Genomic DNA, 23,482 nt, shown 5'->3' on the forward strand with positions numbered 1-23,482 from the left:
GAAGCAATCCAGCTCAGTGCACTGAGCTGGATTGCTTCGTCGCTGCGCTCCTCGCAATGACGGGAAGGGGAAGCTGTCCTCGATCAGAACTTCGGCGGGCCGAGATCGATCTGCGGCATCTCGATCTGCGGGATGTCGATCTTGACCTTGGATGGGTCGATGTCGCCTGCAACGCCCTTGTAGTGCATCACCATTCCGGGGAAGGCGATCACCATGGCGACCATGATCAGCTGGATGATCACGAACGGCACCGAGCCCCAATAGATCTGGCCGGTGGTGACGGGCGCCATCTGCTTGCCGCTGACGCGGTCGATATAGGGCAGCTTCGGCGCCACCGAGCGCAGGTAGAACAGGGCGAAGCCGAACGGCGGATGCATGAACGAGGTCTGCATGTTGACGCCGAGCATGACGCCGAACCAGATCAGGTCGATGCCGAGCTTCTCAGCCGCCGGCCCGAGCAGCGGGATGACGATGAAGGCGAGCTCGAAGAAGTCGAGGAAGAACGCCAGCACGAACACGAAGGCGTTGACGAAGATCAGGAAGCCGAGCTGCCCGCCGGGCAGCGACACCAGCAGTTCTTCGACCCAGCGATGGCCGTCGACGCCGTAGAAGGTGAGCGAGAACACGCGGGCGCCGACCAGGATCATCACCACGAAGGCGGTCAGCTTGGCGGTCGACTCGGTGGCCTGGCGGGTGAGGTCGAAGCTCAGCCGGCCCTTCATCAGCGCCAGAATCATCGCGCCGGCCGCACCCATCGCGCCACCTTCGGTCGGCGTCGCGACGCCGATGAAGATGGTGCCGAGCACCAGGAAGATCAGTCCGAGCGGCGGCACCATCACGAACACGACCTGCTCGGCGAGCTTGGAGAGCAGCTTCAACCGCAGCAGCCGGTTCAGCACCGCGATCACGAACGACAGCGCGACGGTGACCGACATCGTCAGCACGATGTAGTCGGCGCCCGACTTCACGTCGGTGAAGCTCATCGCCACGATGCCGGCGGCGGTGGACGCAGCGACCACCAAGTAAAGCGACATCGTCATGGTGCGGATGATGCCGATGAACGGGCGGAACAGCACGGCCGTGAGGATCACGAACCAGAAGCCCTGCATCACCAGCTGCGACAGGCCGACCTTGTCGAACGCCGGCTTGCTCCAGTCGAACGCGCCCCAATGCACCGTGAACAGATAGGCCGCACCGCCGGCCGACAGCGCCGCCAGCGGCATGATCAGCGGGTGCTTGGCGGTCTCCGGCTCACGCAGCGTCTGCGCTTCGAGCGGCAGTCCGGGCGCCGCCTTCGGGGCGAAGACCGTCACCAGGAAGATGTACAGCGCATACAGCAGCGACAGCACGATGCCCGGAATGAAGGCGCCTTCGTACATGTCGCCGACCGAACGGCCGAGCTGGTCGGCCATCACGATCAGCACCAGCGACGGCGGGATGATCTGGGCCAGCGTGCCGGACGCGGCGATGATGCCGGTGGCGACGCGGCGGTCGTAGCCGTAGCGCAGCATGATCGGCAGCGAGATCAGGCCCATCGAGATCACCGAGGCGGCGACCACGCCGGTGGTGGCGGCGAGCAGGGCGCCGACGAACACCACCGCATAGGCGATGCCACCGCGGATCGAGCCGAACAACTGGCCGATGGTCTCGAGCAGATCCTCGGCCATGCCGGATCTCTCCAGCACCAACCCCATGAAGGTGAAGAATGGAATCGCCAGCAGCGTCTCGTTGTTCATCACCCCGTAGACGCGATCGGGCAGCGCCTGCAGGAAGTCGGGACGGAACAGGCCGAGTTCGATGCCGAGGAAGGCGAACAGAAGGCCGTTGGCGGCGAGCGAAAACGCCACCGGATAGCCCAGCAGCAGAAATACCACCAACGACGCGAACATGATCGGCGCCATGTAGTGGATCAACAGTGCGGTCATGCGGACCGGCCCCCCAATGCGATGACCACGAAGCGGCTTACTTTTTGTCGCCGCCGATGTTGAGCAACAGCCGCTCGGCTTCGAGCTCGGCGGAACTGTGTGCGGATTGTGCGGAAGCGTTGCTGTCCGGGATCGCGCCGACCATCATCGCGAGGCGCTTGATGATCTCCGAGATGCCCTGAATGATCAGCAGCACGCACATGATCATGATCAGCGCCTTGGCCGGCCATTGCGGCAGACCGCCAGCGCTGAACGACTGCTCGTTCTGGTGATACGAGACCAGGAAGAACGGGATCGACCACCACAGCAGGATGATCGCGAACGGCATCAGGAAGAACACGTGGCCGATCATGTCGATCCAGCCGCGCAGCTTGAGCGGGAGGCTGTGATTGATGATGTCGATGCGGATGTGTTCGTTGCTGAGCAGGGTCCAGGGCGAGCACAGCATGAACACCACGCTGAACAGCACCCACTGCAATTCGAGGAACGAGTTCGACGACATATCGAAGATCTTGCGGACCACGGCGTTGACTGCCGAAATCGCCACCGCCGCCACGATCAGCCAGGACACCCAACGGCCCACAAACGTGTTGAAGGCGTCGATCGTCCTGCTCAGTCCAAGCAATGCTCGCAACGCTCGGTCTCCTCCCGGTTCGTCCGGCCTGCGCGATTACAACGCGAAGCGGCTTTTTGTAGCCGAGGGCTCGCGAAGCGTGCGCACCAAACCAGCGCGTCACCGTTCCGTCAATTGGAAAATGGCAATCAGGAGCGCTGTTCAGCGGAATGATTAGTCGCAGGTGGGAGCGCTTAGCCGCCGGTGACGCTCATGTGCCGGCTGACGCTCGGCCGGTTATGGCGGCGGTCGATGATGAAGTCGTGGCCCTTCGGCTTCGAGCCGATCGCCTGATCGATCGCGGCGCCGAGCAGAGCGTCGTCGGCGGAAGCGCGCAGCGGCCGCCGCAGGTCGGAAGCGTCCTCGTGGCCGAGGCAGGTGTGAATCGTCCCGGTGCAGGTAATCCGCACCCGATTGCAGGATTCGCAGAAATTGTGCGTGAGTGGAGTAATGAAGCCGAGTCGCCCGCCGGTCTCCTCGACGCGGACGTAGCGCGCCGGGCCGCCGGTGGAGTCGGGCAGGTCGGTGAGCGTGTAGTTGTTGGCGAGCCGGGCGCGGACCAGCGACAGCGGGACGTACTGATCGATCCGGCCTTCGCCAATTTCGCCGAGCGGCATAACTTCGATCAGCGTTAGCCCCATGCCGAGGCCATGTGCCCAGCGCATCAGCGACGGGATCTCGTCCTCGTTGGAGCCCTTCAGCACCACGGTGTTGATCTTCACCGCAAGGCCTGCGGCGCGTGCGGCGTCGATGCCGGCGAGCACGCGGTCGAGATCGCCCCAGCGGGTGATCCGGCGGAACTCGTCCGGGTCGAGCGTGTCGAGCGAAACGTTGACGCGGCGGACGCCGCAATCGGCCAGCTCCGCGGCGAAACGGGCGAGCTGCGAGCCGTTGGTGGTGAGGGTGAGTTCGTCGAGCGCGCCGCTCTTGAGATGCCGGGACAGCGACCGCACCAGCGACATCATGTTGCGGCGGACCAGCGGCTCGCCGCCGGTGAGGCGCAGCTTGCGCACGCCCTTGGCGATGAACGCCGAGCACAGCCGGTCGAGTTCTTCCAGCGTCAGCAGGTCGGCGCGGGGCAGGAAGGTCATGTCCTCGGCCATGCAGTACACACAGCGGAAGTCACAACGGTCGGTGATGGAGACGCGCAGGTAGTCGATGGTCCGCCCGAACGGATCGGTCATCGACCGATCCACGGTGGTTGGCGGAGTGATCGCGGCGCTGGTCATGTGGCGTGCCCTGTCGCGGTCGCCGCCAGTCGCGGCAAATGTCTCCGCACTATCTAGGCACGATCAGCGGCGCGCACAATCACGCGCCGTGATGCGCTGCAATATGTTAGCGCGCTGCCGGGGCAGGGAACGGCGACGACGACTCTGCCGGAGCCTCGGCGGCCGGTGCCGCTGCGGCGGGCTTCGGCTTGCGCGGCTTGCGGACCTGACGCGCCTTGCGCGACGGCTTGGCGGCCTGCAGCTCGGCGGTCACCGGGTTCGGCGTCACCGTCGTGGTGCCTTCCGACATGAAGCCGCCTTGCGCGACCGAGACCTGCACCGGAACCGTCGTGGTCTGGAACTTGTCCATCGAGAAGGTCACGGTGAAATCGGCCGGCGGCACCTTGATCGAGCACGGGGTCTTACAGCTCTGCCCGGTGGAGGCGACGGCGTCCGCACCCGGCGGCACCGAATCGAGCTGAACAGTGACGTCGGGCGGGGTCGACTTGAAGGCGTCGGACATCGACGCGCAGCCCCCCAGCGAGAGCCCTGCCAGGGCGATGACAACAAGATGACGCATGATACTCCCATCCGTTCAGTGCGGCCAACGGCCACAGTCCCGCGCGGACCATAGGAGCCTGCTATAACGCTGGCAACTGCGCGTCCAACAAACTTAAGAGTTAGTTAACGCGACCTGTTAGCGAACTGAATTTCGCCACAATTTCAAAGGTATCGCCTTCAGGTCAGCGCCGCGGCAGCAGCCGTCCCACGGCGTTCGGCAGCTCGCGCATATGGCCGACCAACAGGTCCGGTTCGAGCTCGGCGATCGGCACTTCGGTGTAGCCGAATTCGACCCCGATCACCGGCACGCCGGCCCGCCGCGCGACGCCGACATCCGGCCCCGCGTCGCCGACCATGATGGTGGCAGCGAGGTCGCCGCCCGCCTTGGCCACGGTCTCGCGCAGGATCGCCGGGTCGGGCTTGGCGACGCCGAAGGTGTCCGCGCCGCAGATTGCGGCAAAGCGCGGGCTGAGCCCGAGCCGGTCGAGCAGCAGCTTCGACAGCCATTCCAGCTTGTTGGTGCAAACCGCGAAGCGGTAGCCGCTGTCCGACAGCTCGTCGAGCGTCGCTTCCAGCCCTTCGAACGGGCGCGACTCGTCGGCGATGTGGGCGGCGTAATAGTCGATGAAATCGACGGTGAGGCGATTGACGTCGTCCTGCGCGATCACACGGCCATCGAGTTCGAGGCCACGTTCGAGCAGGCGGCGGGCGCCTTGTCCGATCATATTGCGCGCGACGGCCATCGGAACGGCCGGCATGCCTTCGCGAACGAGGATGAAATTCAGGGCGTTGATCAGGTCGGGCGCGGTATCGACCAGCGTGCCGTCCAGATCGAAGACAACAATGGGAGATGCGGTCATGTTCGACCGCTAACCTTCTCCGCGGCTTTCTGCAACCGTCTGGCGATGCTCAACCCCAGAATCCGTGCTGTTCGCCGCGCCCAAACGCCGCTAGATATGCCGCGCCGCGCCGGGGACATCAGGGGCGGAAACGGGGTAGGCCGGGTCATGGACAAGGAAGAGTTGAAGCGGCGGGCTGCGGCGCGGGCGCTGGAAGAGGTGCGGGGCGGCATGAAGCTCGGCCTCGGGACCGGTTCGACGGCGAAGCATTTCGTTGAACTACTTGGCGAAAGAGTGCGGGTCGGGCTCGACGTGATCGGCGTGCCGACGTCGGAAGTGACGCGCGCCGATGCCGAACGTTGCGGTATCCGGCTGACGACTTTGGATGAAGTCGACCGCCTCGACATCACCATCGACGGGGCCGACGAGGTCGACCACAATCTCGACCTGATCAAGGGCGGCGGCGGCGCGCTGCTGCGCGAGAAGATCGTCGCGGCTGCCTCGGATCGCATGATCGTGATCGCGGACGAATCCAAGCTGGTCGGCACGCTGGGCCGCTTTCCGCTGCCGATCGAGGTGATCCCGTTCGGCCTCGGCGCCACCCGCCGGGCGCTGCAGAATGCTTTCACCGCCGCCGGCTGTGACGGCGAATTAAAGCTCCGGCCCGGCAAAGACGGCCATGCTTTCGTCACCGATGGTGGCCACTGGATCCTCGACGCCCAGCTCGGGCGCATACCCGATGCTCCTCGTCTGGCCCATTTGCTGTCCGTGATTCCGGGCGTAGTCGAGCATGGGTTGTTTGTCGGGATGGCGAGCACCGTCGTGCTGGCAGGGGCCGACGGAATTCGAACCATCGAACGCGCGTGAGCGCCGATCATCTCAGGAGAATTGGAATGAAATATCTGTCGAAGGCATTGCTGGCCGCCGCTTTGGTGTTCGGCGTCGCTCTGGCCGGCCATCAGGCGCAGGCGCAGACCAAGCAGCCGTCGCCGGCCGCGATCGCGTCCGCCAAGGAGATTCTGGAGCTGAAGCGGGCCGGCGGCATCTACGCCCAGGCGGTGCCGAACATCATTCAGCGCACCATGGACACGCTGATGCAGAGCAACCTGAACTATCAGCAGGACCTCAAGGAGGTCGCGGTGGTGATCGCCAAGAAGATGGCGGGCCGCGAGAAGGAAATCGGCGACGGCATGGCGAAGATCTACGCCACCGATTTCACCGAGCAGGAGCTCAAGGACCTCGTCACCTTCTACAAGTCGCCGCTCGGCCAGAAGCTGCTGACCCAGGAGCCGAAGTCGATTGCCGAAAGCATGCAGTTCATGAATCAGTGGGCGCAGAAGTTCGCCGAGGAAGTGAACGGCGAATTCCGCGCCGAGATGCGCAAGCGCGGCAAGAACATCTGATCGACCAGAGAGGCGAAATGGCAGACGTCGACGCGGACCTGTTTGTTATCGGCGGTGGCTCTGGCGGCGTGAGAGCCGCACGAATCGCCGCCGGCTACGGCGCCCGCGTCGTCGTCGCCGAAGAGTATCGGTTCGGCGGCACCTGCGTGATCCGCGGCTGCGTGCCGAAGAAGCTGATGGTCTACGCCTCCCAGGTGCACGAGGAGATCCGGGATGCGGCCGGCTTCGGCTGGAGCATCCCGACCGCGGAATTCAACTGGTCGACGCTGATCGCCAACAAGGACAAGGAGATCGCGCGGCTCGAGCAGATCTACGCGAACAACGTCGAGAAGGCCGGCGCCCGCACCATCAAGGGGCGCGCGGTGTTCGAGGATCCGCATACGCTGCTGCTGTCGACCGGCGAGAAGGTGCGGGCCAAGACGATCCTGATCGCGACCGGCGGCGCGCCCAATCACGGCAAGGCGATTCCCGGCATCGAGCACGTGATCTCGTCCAACGAGGTGTTTCACCTCAGCGAGCAGCCGAAGCGCATCCTGATCCAGGGCGGCGGCTACATCGCACTCGAATTCGCCTGCATCTTCGCCGGCCTCGGCTCGGACGTCACCGTGGTGTACCGCGGCGACAACATCCTGCGCGGTTTCGACGAGGACGTGCGCGCCCATGTCCGCACCGAGATGGAGCGGGCAGGGATCACCATCATCACCGGCTGCACCGTGACGGCTGTCGAGAAGCTCGGCGAGGAATACACCTCGCATCTGTCGAGCGGCTCCAGCGTGGCGTCGGACCAGGTGATGTTCGCGATCGGCCGGCATCCGGCGGTCGCCAATCTCGGCCTCGAGAAGGCCGGCGTCGCGATCAATCCGGACAATGGCGGCATCGCCGTCGACGACCATTGCCGCACCTCGGTGCCGCACATTTACGCGGTCGGCGACGTCACCCATCGCACCAACCTGACCCCGGTGGCGATCCGCGAGGGCCATGCCTTCGCCGACAATGTGTTCGGCGGCAAGCAGGTCCAGGTCGACTATTCCTGCGTTCCGACCGCGGTGTTCTCGCAGCCGCAGGTCGGCACTGTCGGGCTGACCGAGGCCCAGGCGCGGGCGCAGTACAGCGTCGTCGACATCTACAAGACCGATTTCCGCCCGATGAAGGGGACGATGTCGGGCAGCCAGTCGCGCGTGCTGATGAAGCTGATCGTCGACGGCACCACCGATCGTCTGCTCGGCTGCCATATCGTCGGGCCGGACGCCGCCGAATTGGTCCAGGTGGTGGCGGTCGCGATGAAGATGAAGGCCACCAAGGCCGACTTCGACGGCACCATGGCGCTGCATCCCACCGCCGCCGAAGAGCTGGTGACGATGCGCACCCGGACCGCGCGCTACCAGCGCGAAGCCGCCGAATAGCCGGCTCCGGCGTCCCGGGCCTTGCCGAAATTTCAGGCGGGCCGGGCCACCAACAAAATAGGCTTTTCCCGCAAGGGGTTGTATTCTGCCCCCTGATTTCCAACTAGCGGTTGGCAGGGCTGCTGTGTATAACGCGGCCGCCGCGACCCATTTTTAACTGGCGGCTTGTTTCTTCAGGAGTGGCCTATGTCCGAACGCTGGACACCCGATAGCTGGCGCGCCAAGCCGGTGCAGCAGATGCCGCAATATCCCGACGTGAAAGCGCTCGCGGATGTCGAGGCGCAGCTCGCGAGCTTTCCGCCGCTGGTGTTTGCCGGCGAGGCGCGCAACCTGAAGAAGGCGCTGGCCACCGTTGCGGCCGGCGACGCTTTCCTGCTCCAGGGCGGCGACTGCGCCGAGAGCTTCGCCGAGCACGGCGCCAACAACATCCGCGACTTGTTCCGCGTCTTCCTGCAGATGGCGATCGTCCTGACCTATGCCGGCGCCTCGCCGGTGGTGAAGGTCGGCCGCATCGCCGGCCAGTTCGCCAAGCCGCGTTCGGCCCCGGTCGAGAAGCGCGACGGCGTCGAGCTGCCGAGCTATCGCGGCGACATCATCAACGACGTGGCGTTCACCGAGGAAGCCCGCGTGCCCGATCCGCGCCGGCAGATCGAAGCGTATCGGCAGTCGGCCGCGACGCTGAACCTGCTGCGCGCCTTCGCCAAGGGCGGCTACGCCAGCGTCGAAAACGTGCATCGCTGGATGCTGCAGTCGGTCAGCGATAGTCCGCAGTCGAAGGCCTATGCGGATCTCGCCGACCGCGTCTCCGGTGCGCTCGATTTCATGCGCGCCTGCGGCCTGACCTTCGCGGTGGATTCCTCGCTCGGCACCACCGATTTCTACACCAGCCACGAAGCGCTGCTGCTCGGCTACGAGCAGGCGATGACCCGCGTCGACTCGACCACCGGCGACTGGTACGCGACCAGCGGCCACATGCTGTGGATCGGCGATCGCACTCGTCAGCTCGATCACGCCCATGTCGAGTACTTCCGCGGCATCAAGAATCCGATCGGCCTGAAGTGCGGTCCGTCGCTGAAGACCGACGAACTGCTCAAGCTGATCGACATCCTCAATCCCGAGAACGAGCCGGGGCGGCTGACGCTGATCGGCCGGTTCGGCGCCGACAAGATCGGCGAGCATCTGCCGGCGATGGTCCGCGCGGTGCAGCGCGAGGGCCGCACCGTGGTGTGGTCGTGCGACCCGATGCACGGCAACACCATCACGTCGAACTCCGGCTACAAGACCCGGCCGTTCGACCGCATCCTGTCGGAAGTCCGGTCGTTCTTCGCGGTCCACGCCGCGGAGGGGACGCATGCCGGCGGCGTGCATCTGGAGATGACCGGCCAGAATGTCACCGAGTGTCTCGGCGGCGCCCGCGCCATCACCGACGAAGACCTCAACAACCGCTATCACACCGCCTGCGATCCGCGGCTCAACGCCGAGCAGTCGATCGACATGGCGTTCCTGATCGCGGATCTGCTCAAGCAGGGCCGCGCCGGCAAGGCCAGCCCGCTGCAGGCGGCGGCCGGGCTGTAGAGGCTCTGCTGCAATCGATGCGGCGCGCGATAGGGATGCCCGCCGCACGCACAACCTCATGGTGAGGAGGCGCGCAGCGCCGTCTCGAACCATGGGGCCACTGGTGCAGTGTGGCCCCATCCTTCGAGACGCCCGGCTGCGCCGGGCTCCTCAGGATGAGGACACAGTGCAAGGTGGCGAGGGCGATATTGCATCGATCAAGCGCTCGAGACCTGCTCTCCGCGGATGGCCGACGAGCAGGCGATCCGAGCCTTCACTTGCTTGGCTTTCCAAGACGTAGGTGCCCGCGACAAGCGCGGGCATGACGACTCATAGGGGCTATGGATCACGTGCTGAGGTTCTGGCGGGCGACGATCAATTCGTGGCGCGGGCTGAAATTCGCGACCCGCTCCGAGCAGGCGATCCGCGAAGAGCTGGTCGCGCTGGTCCTCGCCGTTCCGGCCGCCTGGCTGATCGGCACCACGGCGGCACGCCGCGTCGAACTCATTGCGGTGGTCGCGCTGGTGATCGTGGTCGAACTGCTCAATACCGCGATCGAGAAGCTTAGCGACCGGCTCACCACGGAACACGATCCGCAGATCGGCCGGGTCAAGGACATGGGCTCCGCAGCCGTCGGCGTCGCGCTGGGAATCGCCGGCCTGTTCTGGCTGTTCGCGCTCGCCGAGCGGATCGGGCTGCTTTGACGCGGCGCCGATTGCGGAGGCCGCGGGCTGCGGTTACATCTCGGCTATGACCGAAAATGCCGCCCGCCTGACGATCTCGCTCGCCCAGCTCAACCCGACGGTCGGCGATATCGCCGGCAATGCCGACAAAGCGCGCGCGGCGCGCCGACGCGCGGCGGCCGATGGTGCCGATCTCATCGTCTATCCGGAACTGTTCATCGCCGGCTACCCGCCGGAAGATCTGGTGCTGAAGCCGGCGTTCCAGGCCGCCTGCCGCGCGGCGATCGAGGACTTGGCGCGCGAAACCGCCGACGGTGGGCCGGCGATGCTGATCGGCTCGCCCTGGGTCGATAACGGCAAGCTGTACAACGCCTGCGCGCTGCTCGACGGCGGCCGGATCGCGGCGATCCGCTATAAGGTCAACCTGCCGAACTACGGCGTGTTCGACGAGAAGCGGGTGTTCGCCCGCGGGCCGGTGTCGGGTCCGGTGACGATCCGCGGCGTCCGGATCGGCGTGCCGATCTGCGAAGACACCTGGCTCGAAGAATCCGAAGACTACGAGAACGTGGTGGAGTGCCTCGCCGAGACCGGCGCGGAACTGCTGGTCGTGCCGAACGGCTCGCCTTACGCGCGCGGCAAGAACGACATGCGGATGTCGGTGTCGGTGGCGCGCGTCACCGAGAGCGATCTGCCGCTGGTCTATGTCAATCAGGTCGGCGGCCAGGACGAACTGGTGTTCGACGGCGCGTCGTTCGTGCTCAACGCCGATCGCACATTGGCGGCGCAGTTGCCCGGCTTCGTCGAGAGCATCACTACGCTGAGCTTCGTCAAAGGCGCGGCGGGCTGGCGCTGCGACGGCCCGGTCGCGCCGGTGATCGAAGGCGATGAGGCGGACTACGCGGCCTGCGTGCTGGGCCTGCGCGACTACGTCCGCAAGAACGGCTTCCCCGGCGTGCTGCTCGGCATCTCCGGCGGCATCGACTCGGCGCTGTGCGCGGCGATCGCGGTCGACGCGCTCGGCGCCGACAAGGTTCGCGGCGTGATGCTGCCGTTCCGCTACACCGCGCAGATCTCGCTCGAGGACGCTGGCCGTCTCGCGAGCGCGCTCGGCTTCGGCTACGAGGTGCTGCCGATCGCGCAAGCCGTCGAAGGCTTCGAGGCGATCCTGGCGAAGCCGTTCGCGGGGCTGGAGCGCGACATCACCGAGGAGAACCTGCAGGCGCGCACCCGCGGCACGCTGTTGATGGCGATCTCCAACAAGACCGGCGCGATGGTGGTGACCACCGGCAACAAGTCGGAGATGAGCGTCGGCTACGCCACGCTGTACGGCGACATGAACGGTGGCTTCAACCCGATCAAGGACATCTACAAGACCCAGGTGTTCCGGCTGTCATCCTTGCGCAATCACTGGAAGCCGGACGACGCGCTCGGCCCGGACGGCGAGGTGATCCCCGAAAGCATCATCATCCGCCCGCCGACCGCGGAGCTGCGCGAAAACCAGACCGACCAGGATTCGCTGCCGCCTTACGACGTGCTCGATGCCATCCTGGAGCGTCTAGTCGAACGTGAGGAGCCGCTCGCCAGCATCGTCGCCGAAGGCTTCGACAAGGACACCGTCGTCCGCATCGACCGCCTGCTCAACATCGCCGAATACAAGCGCCGCCAGGCAGCCCCAGGCGTGAAGGTGACGCGCAAAAACTTCGGCCGCGACCGCCGCTACCCCATCACCAACCGTTTCCGCGATAAGGCCGAAGCGCTGCCGGCGCCAGACGAGTCGCTGGTGACGAAGGCGGGGCGGGCGTCGAGCGAGGCGTTCGAGGGGTAGGGGTAGGTCGGGCGCGCGCGTACTGCCGGCCCTTCGCGAGCGTCGCGCGCTCGGCTTGTTCGATGTGCAACTGACCTGTCGAGCGTGGCGATGGACGATCGACTCCGGATCGTGCCGGCGTTCTCCGAAGTGGACGTGGCAGGATCAGTTGGTGAATGCTGCAACCGACCTGGAGCGGTCTTTTGCGACCGAGTTACCAGCGTCCGCATTCAGCCCTTAACGGACCTCGGAAGGCTCCGGTGCAAAGACGGCTGTCGTCGGCAGACAGAGGGTGCCGCCCGTCCACTCCAGTTCTAGCCGTTGTGTTCCGGCCGTTACGGTTCGTTGAATCACCGCGCATCAGACCTCCACGGAGGGAAGCGTTCGCTTCCGACTGGAAGGGAGGGGGTCCTATACAACGTTGCGTTCTCCGCGTGTGCTGATAAGGACGCTCGATGGGCCGGCTATGGCGGTAGCGCGGGAAGCTCGCCATCTATGAGAGTTCGCTCAAAGACGCAGCGCGCAAGCGAGGCTGATTGCATGAAGGCCTTTGGGTCGAGCTGCCGGGCGGCATGTACGACCTTACTTCGCCACCGATACATCTCGTCCACTACTTCATAGGCCCGCGCCTTATCCTCGGTTGAAGCGCCGACGTAGTCTGAAACAGCGGTCGCGATCGACTTCGTCTTCTGAGCCACGGAACTGATACCGAAGAGAACTTCCATCGCGGTCCAAATGAGCGTCATCGCTTGCTCTATGCTTGGGCTCCAAGAAGCCGCATCGAAAAGGCTAAAGGCGCGGTAGAAGCGGTCCTGATGGTAGAGGCGTCCTGCCCGGGGCAGCAGGTTGCGGACGAAAAATAGATCGTCCTCATCGGCCGTGCACAAGTCAGTTTTGAATACGCCAAGGTGCTGCGGCGCGTCCTCGAACGCGTGCGCCTGAGCGGTCCGCCACTGTGCGCCCATTTCCATGAACGGCATGCTGCCGACCACGACCATACGTATGGGAGCGTACATTCTTAATCGGAAGAGAGCCGCGATAAGCCACGCTGTCAGGGTAGGGGTGAGAGTGTCGACGACACCGTTCCCTGCGACTGTCAGCTCGACCCGGCTTTTAAATGAGAACCCGCCATTCACCGCTACCCAGGGTGTAGGATGAGCCGTACCCATTTTGATAGGGGCAGCGAAGGCCATCATCGGGGCGTCAAAGATGTCCACGTATACACGGCGTAAGAGCAATCCCGGCCCAAGGTCGTAAGTTTCTCCTGGCAATTCTAAAGCGGTGAGGCACCCATACAGAGGCGTGCTGTCGGGATCCCATGCCCGACGCGTTACCGCACGCTTCATGATCTGAGAGGGGTCATATTCCATCGAATCGCCCATATCACGAAAGACCTCTGAATTCACATCCAGCGTTGTTCTGAGAATACGTTGCGTAGAGAGCGAGGGTGTATTGGAGCCGAATGCGTAATCCGCCTAAGGGCTGACGTTGCGAGCTCTACGTTCGTAGGGCCCGACGATAAGCCAGGCCGCGACAAATTCTCGACCGCGACTAATATGGTATCCGTCGCTGCTGTTGGCAGCTACTTGAACTCGTAGACAGATTTATCGCGCCAATTAATCGTTAGATAGTAGTCCTTGCCGTCTATTTCGGCGTTCATGGCTTCCATGGCTTGGCTGATTGTGCAGCGGCGAAGCTCAATCGACTGCTGAAGCACGCCGCCTTTCCAATAGTGGGAATAAATAGAATATTGGCCCAACCTGCTAAGCACTCGATCTTCGATTTCGCCTGCTCGCTCGATTTCTACGGCATAGATGACTTCCCAGTCGCGTGCATCTCCAAGGCGCTCGGCGCAGATCTGGCGAATGCGCTGCCCTAGGTCTTTGCAGACGCCAATCTTGATAAGGCGGGCGTTCAGCGATCCCGCAATGTAGAGGTATTGCTTAAGATTGAATCGGCTGGCGAAGGCCAGGATTCTTGTGTCGCACTGTACGCAATGGCCCTTTGTGGACCTGAGTCTGTGCCCCGCTTTTCGGCATCTGCTGCCGAGGGCAATCGTCTTTCCTCTCTCTTTGATCTCCTGAAACCACATCCGTTGAGGCATATGGCGAACGTCCATAACGTCGTCAGGGCAAAGACCCTGGCTACTCAAGAAACGTAGTTCGCTCTCGGTGAGAACGTCCTTCATCGGCTATCGTCGAGTTCAATGATTAGGCGGCGTCGTGGCTTGTCGGATGGCCCACTTTTTGAGGCGTCATCATTCTGCTCACGAGAAGAACTGTCCAACAGCCTCAGCAACAATTCCCAGTCGAGCACTATCTTTATCTCTGTCGGTCGGCTGGAAGCAGGCTGAAGTGCGATGGTGAATACGGCGACAAACCAGCCAAACGCGGTAAGACCAAGGAGGGAATTTGCAATAGCTATCCAGTGTCCAGCGGTCGTTTTTGGGACGATATCTCCAAAGCCAACGGTGGTGACGTTTATGATCGTGAAATAGAAGCTATCAAACCAGCCAAACGGTGACGCGCGGGGTAGCGACGCGCTTTGCGCAGCCGCCTCGAAGTATTCGAAAAGTGTGGCGGATGACAGTATCAGGGCGCCGATAATGAGAAGCGCAACGAGAATCCAACGCCAGTTGAACCTCATGTGCCGCAAAACGGTTACCGGTGTGCCTATGATAAGTTCAGTATAAGCCATGCTCCCTCCCGGATAAACGCCCTAGGATACAAAAGCTTGAGCGTTTCGCTAGTAGGGTGTGGCGTCGTCAACCGTTGGCTGTGCGACCACGGTCGTAGTCTCGTCCACCCTGTGGTCTTTTGTGCGAGCCAGTCGGTCGCCTGGGAGGCGTGGGCCCGATTGATGCAGAGGGATGGTATGCCGCTACATCTGCGGTGACGCTGGGGTGTGGATGTCGACGTTGCGCAGCTGAGGTGATCGGCCCCTCTGGTTCGAATTAGCGACCCGATGTGGCCGCCCGTGTCTGTCGCCACAGGGTGACATCGCCGGTCTTCGGATCGCGGCGCACAAACACTTCTCTGCCTTCGAAGCGAAACTCCGCTGGTAGCTCGACGGCTTGGCCGCTGTCGATCGTGAAGATCTTGGCGGTCCGGGATGTCAGCAGCGGCCTCCCGCGCGTGATGAATATCACCAGTATATCGTCGATAGGGGATATCAGGAAGCTCGGTAGCCGAGGCGACTACTTGGTAGAACTTCCTTCCCAATACCCATTGTCTCTGCCAGACTTTCCCCACACCCGCGCAGACGGGTGGATTATGGAGGAACGTCATGCTGACACGGAGAGGATTTGCGGCAGTCGCAGGCTGTGCGATCTGCAGCATCGCGGGGTTCGGGGCGACTGAAGCGTTCGCGCAAGGTGCGGCCGCGACCACGGCAAACGGCGTTACGCGCAAGATCTTGAGCCGCACCGATGGCCCGGCGGCGGGCTATGAGACCATCATCATGGACGTGACGCTCGATGCCGGAGCGACCGTCGGCCGCCATACTCATCCTGGTATCGAGTCGACCTATGTGATGGAGGGCGAAATCGAACTTCCGATCGAAGGGCAGCCCACCAAGACGGCGAAGGCCGGCGATGCCTTCCAGGTGCCGCCCAACACCCCGCATGCCGGCGGCAAGCCGTCGTCGAGCAAGACGCGGCTGATGGTCAACTACATCGTCGAAAAGGGCAAGCCGCTGGCCAGCCCGGCCTGATGGTTCACGCAAAAGAGGCCGCCATTTCGGCGGCCTCTTTTGGCTTGGACAAGCGACGCGCCAAGCGCGGGCACGCCTACTGGAGTGGAACGGCTGTTACTGCGCCTTCGGCAGGAAGGTCGGGCCGACGCTGCGGATTTTGCCGGGGTCGTTCGATGCGGCCGCGGGCGGCGAGGCGGGCGTGTTTGTCGCCGGGGCGGCTTTGGCGCCATTCTTGGCGGCGGCGCGCTGGGCCGGCGGCAGCGCCATGCGCTTGGCGCTCTCTTCGGTGACGATGATGTCGCCGTGCTCGGCGGCCGAGCGGTCATCGACGCCCTTCATCGCATCGGCCCAGGTCTGGTTCGCCGGCTTGCAGGTGCAGGACGGGTTGAACTCCTGGCGATAGCGGAAAGCGTTCGGCAGCGAGCTGTAGGGCTGGCCGTTGATCGACACCGCCTGATTCATGTCCTGGCCGGGATTGCGGTAGGCGTACAGCGACGCTTCGGACGCGGGGCACAGGCTCTTGCAGGTGCGCTCGTCGTCGCCGAACCGGCTCGGCACGGTGGCGAACGAGATCGGGAAGTAATAGCCGTCGCAGGTGCGGACGCAGACGGTGCGGTAGGTGCCGCCCTCGGTGCTGCCGTAGTCGGTGCCCGGCACGCCGACGCCGGGAGCCCCGGCGTTGCCGCCGTTGAACAGGTTGTTGAGCAGGCCGCCGCTCTGCTGCGCGGCCGCGGCGTATTGCGGGCCGCAATTGTTCTGCGCCAGCGCCAGGATCACCGAGCGGCGCTGGTTCTCGCGGTCGTTGCCGCCCGGGCCGCCGCTGCGCAGCCGCTCCAGCGACGAATTCATCTGGTCGAGATTGCCGCGCATCTGCTGGATCTGGCTGTTGACCGGACCGCATTGCGCCGACTGGCCGGTGAACAGCGAGAAGAACCCGGAGCTTTCGCAGCCCATCCGCTTCGCCTGCATGCTGACGCGGTCGAGCTCGGCCTGCTGGCGGGCGGCGGCGTCTTCGAAGCGGCGGATCTGGTCGGCGCGGGCCGGGTCCATGCTGCCGCGGTCGATCGAGGCGAGCTGCGCTTCCAGCCGCGGGCACATCGGATTGGCGGCGGGGCTGCCGGGTTGGCCGGCGGCGGGCGCCTGCTGGTAGCCCGGCGGATTGTAGCCTTGCGACGACGGATAGCCTTGCTGGGCGAACGCCGCGGAGGTCAGCGACGCGGCGGCGACGATCAAGGCACCGGCCAGCCAGCGGAAACGGGTGGCGTTATCGAACATGTCGGGCATTCAGGAATCCGAGCGGGTGATGCCGGCGATCCGCCGAATCACATCCAGCAAATCCGCGCGATCGGGGCCGCGGAACGATCCCATTGTAACCGCGACGTTGACCATTTCTTAGCCGCTTCTTTCGGCAGGGTCACGTCGTTTCCGGGGCGTCACTGTGGCGATCCCCGCTGATCCGGCGTGGCTTTTCAGCGCTGGCAGGTGATCGCGACGTATTCGTTGCAGACCCCGTGGGCGCACGCTGAGCTGCTGGCTTTCGGCACCGCGCCGGTGATTTCGTCCGGGTCGACCCGGCGATAGGCGACCGCCTGGGCGAATTCGCGCGACTGGCAGTAGGCGGCAGCCGCCGGCGCGCCGCATTTTTCGCCGCGGGCGAGGCAGAGGTCGATGCCGTAGCCGTCCGGCTGGTTGGCGACGATGAAGACCCGGCTGTCGGCATAAGCCGCCGTCGCCGCAAACAGCGCTGCGCCGGCAAAGAGGGCAGGAATCAGTTTCATGGTGCACCAGGAACGAGGGGATGACCCCCGTCCGTACCCTGAAAAGGGTTAAAAAACGTTAACCATAGTGGCCAGAGCGTGGGCTAGGCGCCGATCATGGCCAAAATCGGCCGAGCAGGGCGGTTTGTGGGGGCTGGGGGCGGCGCCTGGATGACGCGAGCGTAGCTCGCCTTCGGCGGACCCGCGCGGACGACCACTCGATTCGCCGCCGAAAAGAACGACGTCCTCCGGCGATCGACGGACTTGACGGCTTCGAGGGCGGTCGCCATGGTGCGGCGATGAACGGTTTCCTCGCCATTTGCATTCGCTGCGAGATTATTAGCTAGCTGACACGCTGGCTGAGGCCGTCTTTTCTCCTATCGAGAGCACTGGACGCCCGGCCGCAGGGGACGGGTATCCATGGAATTACGCCTTTACGATACGCTGACGCGGGACAAACGGCCGTTCACGCCGCTCGATCCGGCCAATGTGCGGATGTATGTCTGCGGCCCGACGGTCTACGACTTCGCCCATATCGGCAACGCCCGGCCGGTGATCGTGTTCGACGTGCTGTTTCGGCTGCTGCGCCATCTCTATGGCGAGGCCCACGTCAAATACGTCCGCAACATCACCGACGTTGACGACAAGATCAACGACCGCGCCGCGCGCGACTATCCCGGCCTGCCGCTGAACGAGGCGATCCGCAAGGTCACCGAGCAGACCGAGCGGCAATTCCACGACGACGTCGATGCGCTGGGCTGCCTGCGGCCGACCGTCGAGCCGCGCGCCACCGAACATATCGGCGAGATGCGCAGCATCATCGAAAAGCTGGTCGCCGGCGGCTTCGCCTATGTCGAGCAGGACCACGTGCTGTTCTCGCCGAGCGCGATGAATGCCGCCAATGGCGTGCTGCCGCGCTACGGATCGCTTGCCAACCGCTCGCTCGACGAGATGATCGCCGGCGCCCGCGTCGATGTCGCGCCGTATAAGCGCGACGCCACCGACTTCGTGCTGTGGAAGCCGTCGAAGCCCGGCGAGCCGTCCTGGCCGTCGCCGGCCGGCATCGTCACGCCGGGCCGTCCCGGCTGGCACATCGAGTGCTCGGCGATGTCGTGGAAGCACTTGGGCGAGACCTTCGACATCCATGGCGGCGGCATCGATCTGGTCTTTCCGCACCACGAGAATGAAGTCGCGCAAAGCTGCTGCGCCTTCCACACCTCGCGCATGGCGCAGACCTGGATGCACAACGGCTTCCTGCAGGTCGAAGGCGAGAAGATGTCGAAGAGCCTCGGCAACTTCATCACCATCCGCGAGCTGCTGGCGACGGAAAAGTTCGGTGAACGGAAGTGGGACGGCGCGACGCTGCGGCTGGCGATGCTGAAGACGCATTATCGGCAGCCGATCGACTGGACTGCCGACGCGCTGAACGAAGCGGAGAAGGCGATCCTCGACTGGTCGGACTTCACCAAGGATGCGACGCCCGCGCGATGCGACGAAGTCATCGCCGCGCTGACCGACGACCTCAACACGCCGAAGATGATCGCCGAGCTGCACGCGCTGCGCCGCGCCGGCAAGGCCGATGAGCTCCGCGGCGCGATGCAGCTGTTGGGGATCAATCCGGTCGTCCGCGCTCCGGTCGATCTCGATGCGACCGCGAAGTCGCTGATCGAAGCCCGCACCACCGCCCGCGCCAACAAGGACTGGAAAGAGTCCGACCGCATTCGTGACGAGCTCGCCACGATGGGCGTGGTGCTGAAGGACGGCAAGGACGCCGACGGCAAGCCGGTGACGACCTGGGAGTTGGCGCGGTGAGTGTCTTTTCCATGGTCGTCATGGCCGGGCTTGACCCGGCCATCCATCGAACAAACGACGTAGTGATTGTTTCGACGATGGATGCGCGGGTCGAGCCCGCGCATGACATCGGTGTGTGGTGGTGCACTGCCTCACCCCGTCGTTCCGGGGCGCGCGCAGCGCGAGCCCGGAATGACGAACCATAGGGTCCTTGCGTCGGCGATTAAGGAGTCTTCACGATGACCGAGCAGAAGCCGACCGGGCGGCCTGATACGCCGTTTCCGAAGCATTGGCTGTACTACATCGCGATCAAGATCGCGCTGCTGGCCGGCGCCACCGCGCTGGTGCTGAAGCTGTACGGGTTCTGGTGATGAGCACGCGCGCAGGGCCCGCGCTGCGGCCGTATCTGCCCGAGGATGCCGCGGTCGCCGCGGCCATCTTCGTGGCGTCGATCGAGCAGCTCGCCGCCGATGACTACAGCGAAGAGCAGCGGGAGGCATGGGCCTCGGCGGCCGACGACGAAGCCAAGTTCGCCGCGCGTCTGGCCGGTCAGCTGACGCTGATCGCGACGCTGCAGGGCGTGCCGGTCGGCTTCGCTTCGCTGAAGGTGCCGGACCACATCGACATGCTGTTCGTGCATCCCGACTACGTCGGCCGCGATGTCGGCGCGACGCTGATCGACGCGCTGGAGAAGCTCGCCGGTGCGCGCGGCGCGCTGATCCTCACCGTCGACGCCAGCGACAATGCCGCCGAATTCTTCGCCAAGCGCGGCTACGTCGCCAAGCAGCGCAACACCGTTTCGATCAATGGCGAATGGCTCGCCAACACCACGATGACAAAGTCGCTGGCGGATGCCGCCGCGCCCGGAGCCTCCTCATGAGCCGCGAACGTCTCTATCTGTACGACACCACGCTGCGCGACGGCGCCCAGACCAACGGCGTCGACTTCACCTTGCACGACAAGAAGCTGATCGCTTCGTTGCTCGACGATCTCGGCATCGATTATGTCGAAGGCGGCTATCCGGGCGCCAATCCGCTCGATACCGAATTCTTCGGCGCGGAGCAGAACCTCGAGCGCGCCACCTTCGCGGCGTTCGGCATGACCCGGCGGCCCGGCCGCTCGGCCTCGAACGATCCCGGCATCGCGATGCTGCTCGACGCCAAGGCGGATGCGATCTGCTTCGTCGCCAAATCGTCGGAGTATCAGGTCCGGGTCGCGCTCGAGACTACCAACGAGGAGAACATCGCCTCGATCCGCGACAGCGTTTCGCTCGCCAAGGAAAAAGGCCGCGAGGTGCTGGTCGATTGCGAGCACTTCTTCGATGGCTACAAAGCCAATCCGGAATTCGCGCTGCAGTGTGCCAAGGCGGCGTATGAGTCCGGCGCACGCTGGGTCGTGCTATGCGACACCAATGGCGGCACCATGCCGGACGAAGTCGAGGCGATCGTCGGCGAGGTGGTCAAGCACATCCCGGGCGCGCATGTCGGCATCCATGCCCATAACGACACCGAGCAGGCGGTGGCGAACTCGTTCGCCGCGGTGCGGGCGGGTGCGCGGCAGATCCAGGGCACGCTGAACGGCCTCGGCGAGCGTTGCGGCAACGCCAATCTGTGCTCGATGATCCCGACGCTGAAGCTGAAGAAGGAGTTCGCCGACAAGTTCGAGATCGGCGTCTCCGACGACAAGCTGGCAAGCCTGGTGCAGGTGTCGCGCGCGCTCGACAACATCCTCGACCGCGCGCCCAATCCGCACGCGCCTTACGTCGGCGGCAGCGCCTTCGTCACCAAGACCGGCATCCACGCCTCGGCGGTGCTGAAGGATCCGCAGACCTATGAGCATGTGCCGCCGGAGTCGATCGGCAATCACCGCAAGGTGCTGGTGTCGGATCAGGCCGGCAAGTCGAATGTGCTGGCTGAGCTGGCGCGCACCAACATCCAGTTCGACCGCGACGATCCGCGCCTGTCGCGGCTGGTCGAGAAGCTGAAGGAGCGGGAAGCCGCCGGCTACGCCTACGAGTCGGCCAACGCTTCGTTCGATCTGCTTGCCCGCGGCACGCTCGGCACCGTGCCGGAATTCTTCCGGGTCGATAAGTTCGATGTCAATGTCGAGCAGCGTTACAACTCGCACGGTCAGCGCGTCACCGTGGCGATGGCGGTGATCAAGGTCGAGGTCGACGGCGAGACGCTGATCTCGGCCGCCGAAGGCAACGGCCCGGTCAACGCGCTCGACGTGGCGCTGCGCAAGGACCTTGGCAAGTACCAGAAGTACATTGAGGGCCTGAAGCTGGTCGATTACCGCGTCCGTATCCTCAATGGCGGCACCGAGGCCGTGACTCGGGTGCTGATCGAGAGCGAGGACGAGGACGGTCGGCGCTGGACCACGATCGGCGTGTCGCCGAACATCATCGACGCGTCGTTCCAGGCGCTGATGGATTCGGTCGTCTACAAGCTGGTGCAGTCGAACGCGCCGGTATAATTTTGCCTAGTCCTTTCTCCGTGATTGCGAGCCGAAGGCGTAGCAATCCAGCTCCGTGCATCGAGCTGGTTTGCTTCGTCGCTTCGCTCCTCGCAATGACGAGAGAACAATGCCCTGAGCGCGGTTGTCATCGCCGCGCCGCGCTGACAACATATCCCCCAAACAGGTCGTAGCCCGGCGGATTCACGCCGGCCGTAGGGGGAATGCTCGTGGACGGAATCAATGGGGCGCAATCGGTCGTTCAGACGCTGGTAAATTGCGGCGTCGAAGTATGTTTCGCCAATCCTGGCACCTCGGAAATGCACTTTGTCGCGGCGCTGGATTCGGTCAGCGGGATGCGGCCGGTGCTGTGCCTGTTCGAAGGCGTGGTCACCGGCGCCGCCGATGGCTACGGCCGGATCGCCGGCAAGCCGGCGGTGAACCTGCTGCATCTCGGCCCCGGCCTCGCCAACGGCCTTGCCAATCTGCACAACGCCCGCCGCGCCGCGACGCCGATCGTCAACATCGTCGGCGACCACGCCGCTTACCACCTGCAATACGACGCGCCGCTGACCTCCGACATCGCCGGCTTCGCCCGGCCGGTATCGACCTGGATCCACGAGTCCAAGAGCGCCGGAGCGGTGGCAAGCGATACGGCGCGCGCGGTGCAGGCGGCTAGCGCGGCGCCGGGCGGCATCGCCACGCTGATCATGCCGGCGGACGTTGCCTGGAATCCGGCCGCGCGCGCGGCGCACAAGCTGCCGGAGATCGGCCCGGCGAAGGTTGCGGCCGACACCGTCGAGGCGATCGCCAAGCTGCTCTCGAACGGCAAGAAATCGGCACTGCTGCTGCGCGGTCAGGCGCTGCTCGGCGAGGCGCTGGAGGCGGCCGGCCGGGTTGCCGCGAAGACCGGCGTCCGGCTGCTGTGCGACACCTTCGCGCCGCAGACCGAACTCGGCGCCGGCCGCGTGCCGCTCGAGCGCATTCCGTATTTCTCGGAGCAGATCACCGCGTTCCTGAAAGACGTCGAGCAACTGATCCTGGTCGGCTCGAAGCCGCCGGTGTCTTTCTTCGCCTATCCCGGCAAGCCGAGCTGGGGCGCGCCGGACGGCTGCCTGATCGATTACCTGGCGCAGCCGCACGAAGATGGCGCGCAGGCGGTGAAGGATCTCGCCGCCGCGGTCGACGCGCCGGCCGAGCCCGCCGCTCGGACGCAGCTGGTGTTGCCCGACCTGCCGAAGGGCAAGCTCAATTCGCTCGGCGTCGCGCAGGCGATTGCGCATCTCACGCCCGACCACGCCATCTACGCCGAGGAGGCCAACACCTCCGGCCTGCCGTTCCAGATGATCCTGCCGAAGGCGCGGCCGCACACCCATCTGCCGCTGACCGGCGGCTCGATCGGGCAGGGGCTGCCGCTCGCGATCGGCGCGGCGATCGCGGCACCCGATCGCAAGGTGGTTTGTCCGCATGGCGACGGCGGCGCTGCCTATACGATGCAGGCGCTTTGGACGATGGCGCGCGAGAAGCTCGACGTCACCGTGGTGATCTACGCCAACCGCTCCTATGCGATCCTCAACATCGAGCTGCAGCGGGTCGGTGCTTCCGGCGCCGGCGCCAATGCGCTGTCGATGCTCGATCTGCACAATCCGGAGATGAACTGGATGAAGATCGCCGAAGGTCTCGGCGTCGAAGCCAGCCGCGCCACCACCGCCGAGGAATTCTCCGCGCAATACGCTTCGGCGATGAGTCAGCGCGGCCCGCGGCTGATCGAAGCCTTGATCTGAGGGAGCGGCC

23 protein-coding genes are annotated in these 23,482 nt (G+C 64.6%); 12 read left to right on the top strand and 11 right to left on the bottom strand.

The features are described 5' to 3' along the window. Positions 1–83: 83 nt before the first annotated feature. From RPPS3_RS10005 to RPPS3_RS10025, 5 genes are all read right to left on the bottom strand, one after another. A complete protein-coding gene (locus tag RPPS3_RS10005; protein ID WP_107343938.1) occupies positions 84–1,925 on the bottom strand; it encodes a TRAP transporter large permease in 1,842 nt (613 codons plus the stop codon). A gap of 37 nt (positions 1,926–1,962) precedes the next feature. Next, entirely contained in the window at positions 1,963–2,559 is a 597-nt protein-coding gene (locus RPPS3_RS10010) for a TRAP transporter small permease subunit (protein WP_107343939.1), read from the bottom strand. 173 nt (positions 2,560–2,732) lie between these two features. Next, positions 2,733–3,767: a GTP 3',8-cyclase MoaA gene (gene moaA, locus RPPS3_RS10015; protein WP_107343940.1), complete on the bottom strand. Its 1,035-nt coding sequence runs from the start codon at positions 3,765–3,767 to the stop codon at positions 2,733–2,735. Positions 3,768–3,873: 106 nt separating this feature from the next. Beyond that, positions 3,874–4,326 (bottom strand): hypothetical protein, encoded by a 453-nt coding sequence (locus RPPS3_RS10020; protein WP_107343941.1) that lies wholly within the window; start codon positions 4,324–4,326, stop codon positions 3,874–3,876. Positions 4,327–4,489: 163 nt separating this feature from the next. Further along, complete coding sequence (locus RPPS3_RS10025; protein WP_107343942.1) at positions 4,490–5,167, bottom strand: HAD-IA family hydrolase; 678 nt, start codon at positions 5,165–5,167, stop codon at positions 4,490–4,492. A gap of 147 nt (positions 5,168–5,314) precedes the next feature. On the opposite strand from RPPS3_RS10025, the gene rpiA reads away from it, so the two are divergent. The 6 genes from rpiA to RPPS3_RS10055 all read left to right on the top strand — a co-directional run bounded on the left by rpiA (position 5,315) and on the right by RPPS3_RS10055 (position 12,014). Beyond that, positions 5,315–6,013, top strand: a complete 699-nt coding sequence (rpiA, locus tag RPPS3_RS10030; RefSeq protein WP_107343943.1) for a ribose-5-phosphate isomerase RpiA — start codon at positions 5,315–5,317, stop codon at positions 6,011–6,013. A gap of 26 nt (positions 6,014–6,039) precedes the next feature. Continuing rightward, complete coding sequence (locus RPPS3_RS10035; protein WP_107343944.1) at positions 6,040–6,549, top strand: DUF2059 domain-containing protein; 510 nt, start codon at positions 6,040–6,042, stop codon at positions 6,547–6,549. Positions 6,550–6,566: 17 nt separating this feature from the next. Then, on the top strand, positions 6,567–7,952 hold the full coding sequence (gor, locus tag RPPS3_RS10040) for a glutathione-disulfide reductase (protein ID WP_107343945.1): 1,386 nt from the start codon (positions 6,567–6,569) through the stop codon (positions 7,950–7,952). Positions 7,953–8,138: 186 nt separating this feature from the next. Further along, positions 8,139–9,527 (top strand): class II 3-deoxy-7-phosphoheptulonate synthase, encoded by a 1,389-nt coding sequence (locus RPPS3_RS10045; protein WP_107343946.1) that lies wholly within the window; start codon positions 8,139–8,141, stop codon positions 9,525–9,527. A 329-nt stretch (positions 9,528–9,856) separates the two neighbouring features. Beyond that, entirely contained in the window at positions 9,857–10,210 is a 354-nt protein-coding gene (locus RPPS3_RS10050; RefSeq protein ID WP_107346536.1) for a diacylglycerol kinase, read from the top strand. Positions 10,211–10,256: 46 nt separating this feature from the next. Continuing rightward, positions 10,257–12,014: an NAD+ synthase gene (locus RPPS3_RS10055; protein WP_107343947.1), complete on the top strand. Its 1,758-nt coding sequence runs from the start codon at positions 10,257–10,259 to the stop codon at positions 12,012–12,014. 443 nt (positions 12,015–12,457) lie between these two features. On the opposite strand, the gene RPPS3_RS10060 is transcribed toward RPPS3_RS10055, so the two are convergent. From RPPS3_RS10060 to RPPS3_RS10075, 4 genes are all read right to left on the bottom strand, one after another. Beyond that, positions 12,458–13,363: a hypothetical protein gene (locus RPPS3_RS10060; protein WP_159060663.1), complete on the bottom strand. Its 906-nt coding sequence runs from the start codon at positions 13,361–13,363 to the stop codon at positions 12,458–12,460. Positions 13,364–13,575: 212 nt separating this feature from the next. Continuing rightward, complete coding sequence (locus tag RPPS3_RS10065; RefSeq protein WP_107343949.1) at positions 13,576–14,181, bottom strand: GIY-YIG nuclease family protein; 606 nt, start codon at positions 14,179–14,181, stop codon at positions 13,576–13,578. Then, entirely contained in the window at positions 14,178–14,690 is a 513-nt protein-coding gene (locus RPPS3_RS10070; protein ID WP_107343950.1) for a potassium channel family protein, read from the bottom strand. Before RPPS3_RS10070 ends, RPPS3_RS10065 begins: the two co-directional genes overlap by 4 nt. 256 nt (positions 14,691–14,946) lie before the next feature. After that, complete coding sequence (locus tag RPPS3_RS10075) at positions 14,947–15,141, bottom strand: antitoxin (RefSeq protein WP_434006777.1); 195 nt, start codon at positions 15,139–15,141, stop codon at positions 14,947–14,949. A gap of 137 nt (positions 15,142–15,278) precedes the next feature. Here RPPS3_RS10075 and RPPS3_RS10080 point away from each other — a divergent pair, with 137 nt between their 5' ends. After that, a complete protein-coding gene (locus RPPS3_RS10080; RefSeq protein ID WP_107343951.1) occupies positions 15,279–15,704 on the top strand; it encodes a cupin domain-containing protein in 426 nt (141 codons plus the stop codon). 96 nt (positions 15,705–15,800) lie between these two features. Here RPPS3_RS10080 and RPPS3_RS10085 read toward each other — a convergent pair whose 3' ends face one another. Next, on the bottom strand, positions 15,801–16,970 hold the full coding sequence (locus RPPS3_RS10085) for a DUF2865 domain-containing protein (RefSeq protein ID WP_107343952.1): 1,170 nt from the start codon (positions 16,968–16,970) through the stop codon (positions 15,801–15,803). Positions 16,971–17,155: 185 nt separating this feature from the next. After that, complete coding sequence (locus RPPS3_RS10090) at positions 17,156–17,464, bottom strand: hypothetical protein (RefSeq protein ID WP_011157551.1); 309 nt, start codon at positions 17,462–17,464, stop codon at positions 17,156–17,158. A gap of 399 nt (positions 17,465–17,863) precedes the next feature. On the opposite strand from RPPS3_RS10090, the gene cysS reads away from it, so the two are divergent. From cysS to RPPS3_RS10115, 5 genes are all read left to right on the top strand, one after another. Then, entirely contained in the window at positions 17,864–19,255 is a 1,392-nt protein-coding gene (gene cysS / locus RPPS3_RS10095; protein ID WP_107343953.1) for a cysteine--tRNA ligase, read from the top strand. Between the two features lie 218 nt (positions 19,256–19,473). Then, complete coding sequence (locus RPPS3_RS24815) at positions 19,474–19,605, top strand: hypothetical protein (protein WP_011157553.1); 132 nt, start codon at positions 19,474–19,476, stop codon at positions 19,603–19,605. After that, positions 19,605–20,114, top strand: coding sequence for a GNAT family N-acetyltransferase (locus RPPS3_RS10105; protein ID WP_107343954.1), 510 nt, complete (start codon positions 19,605–19,607; stop codon positions 20,112–20,114). Before RPPS3_RS24815 ends, RPPS3_RS10105 begins: the two co-directional genes overlap by 1 nt. Continuing rightward, positions 20,111–21,709: a citramalate synthase gene (cimA, locus tag RPPS3_RS10110; RefSeq protein ID WP_107343955.1), complete on the top strand. Its 1,599-nt coding sequence runs from the start codon at positions 20,111–20,113 to the stop codon at positions 21,707–21,709. The genes RPPS3_RS10105 and cimA overlap by 4 nt, the downstream gene beginning before the upstream one ends. Before the next feature lie 203 nt (positions 21,710–21,912). Then, on the top strand, positions 21,913–23,472 hold the full coding sequence (locus RPPS3_RS10115; protein ID WP_107343956.1) for an acetolactate synthase large subunit: 1,560 nt from the start codon (positions 21,913–21,915) through the stop codon (positions 23,470–23,472). Positions 23,473–23,482: the final 10 nt, after the last annotated feature.

The organism is Rhodopseudomonas palustris (assembly GCF_003031265.1).
In the GTDB taxonomy this organism is placed as follows: domain Bacteria; phylum Pseudomonadota; class Alphaproteobacteria; order Rhizobiales; family Xanthobacteraceae; genus Rhodopseudomonas; species Rhodopseudomonas palustris_H.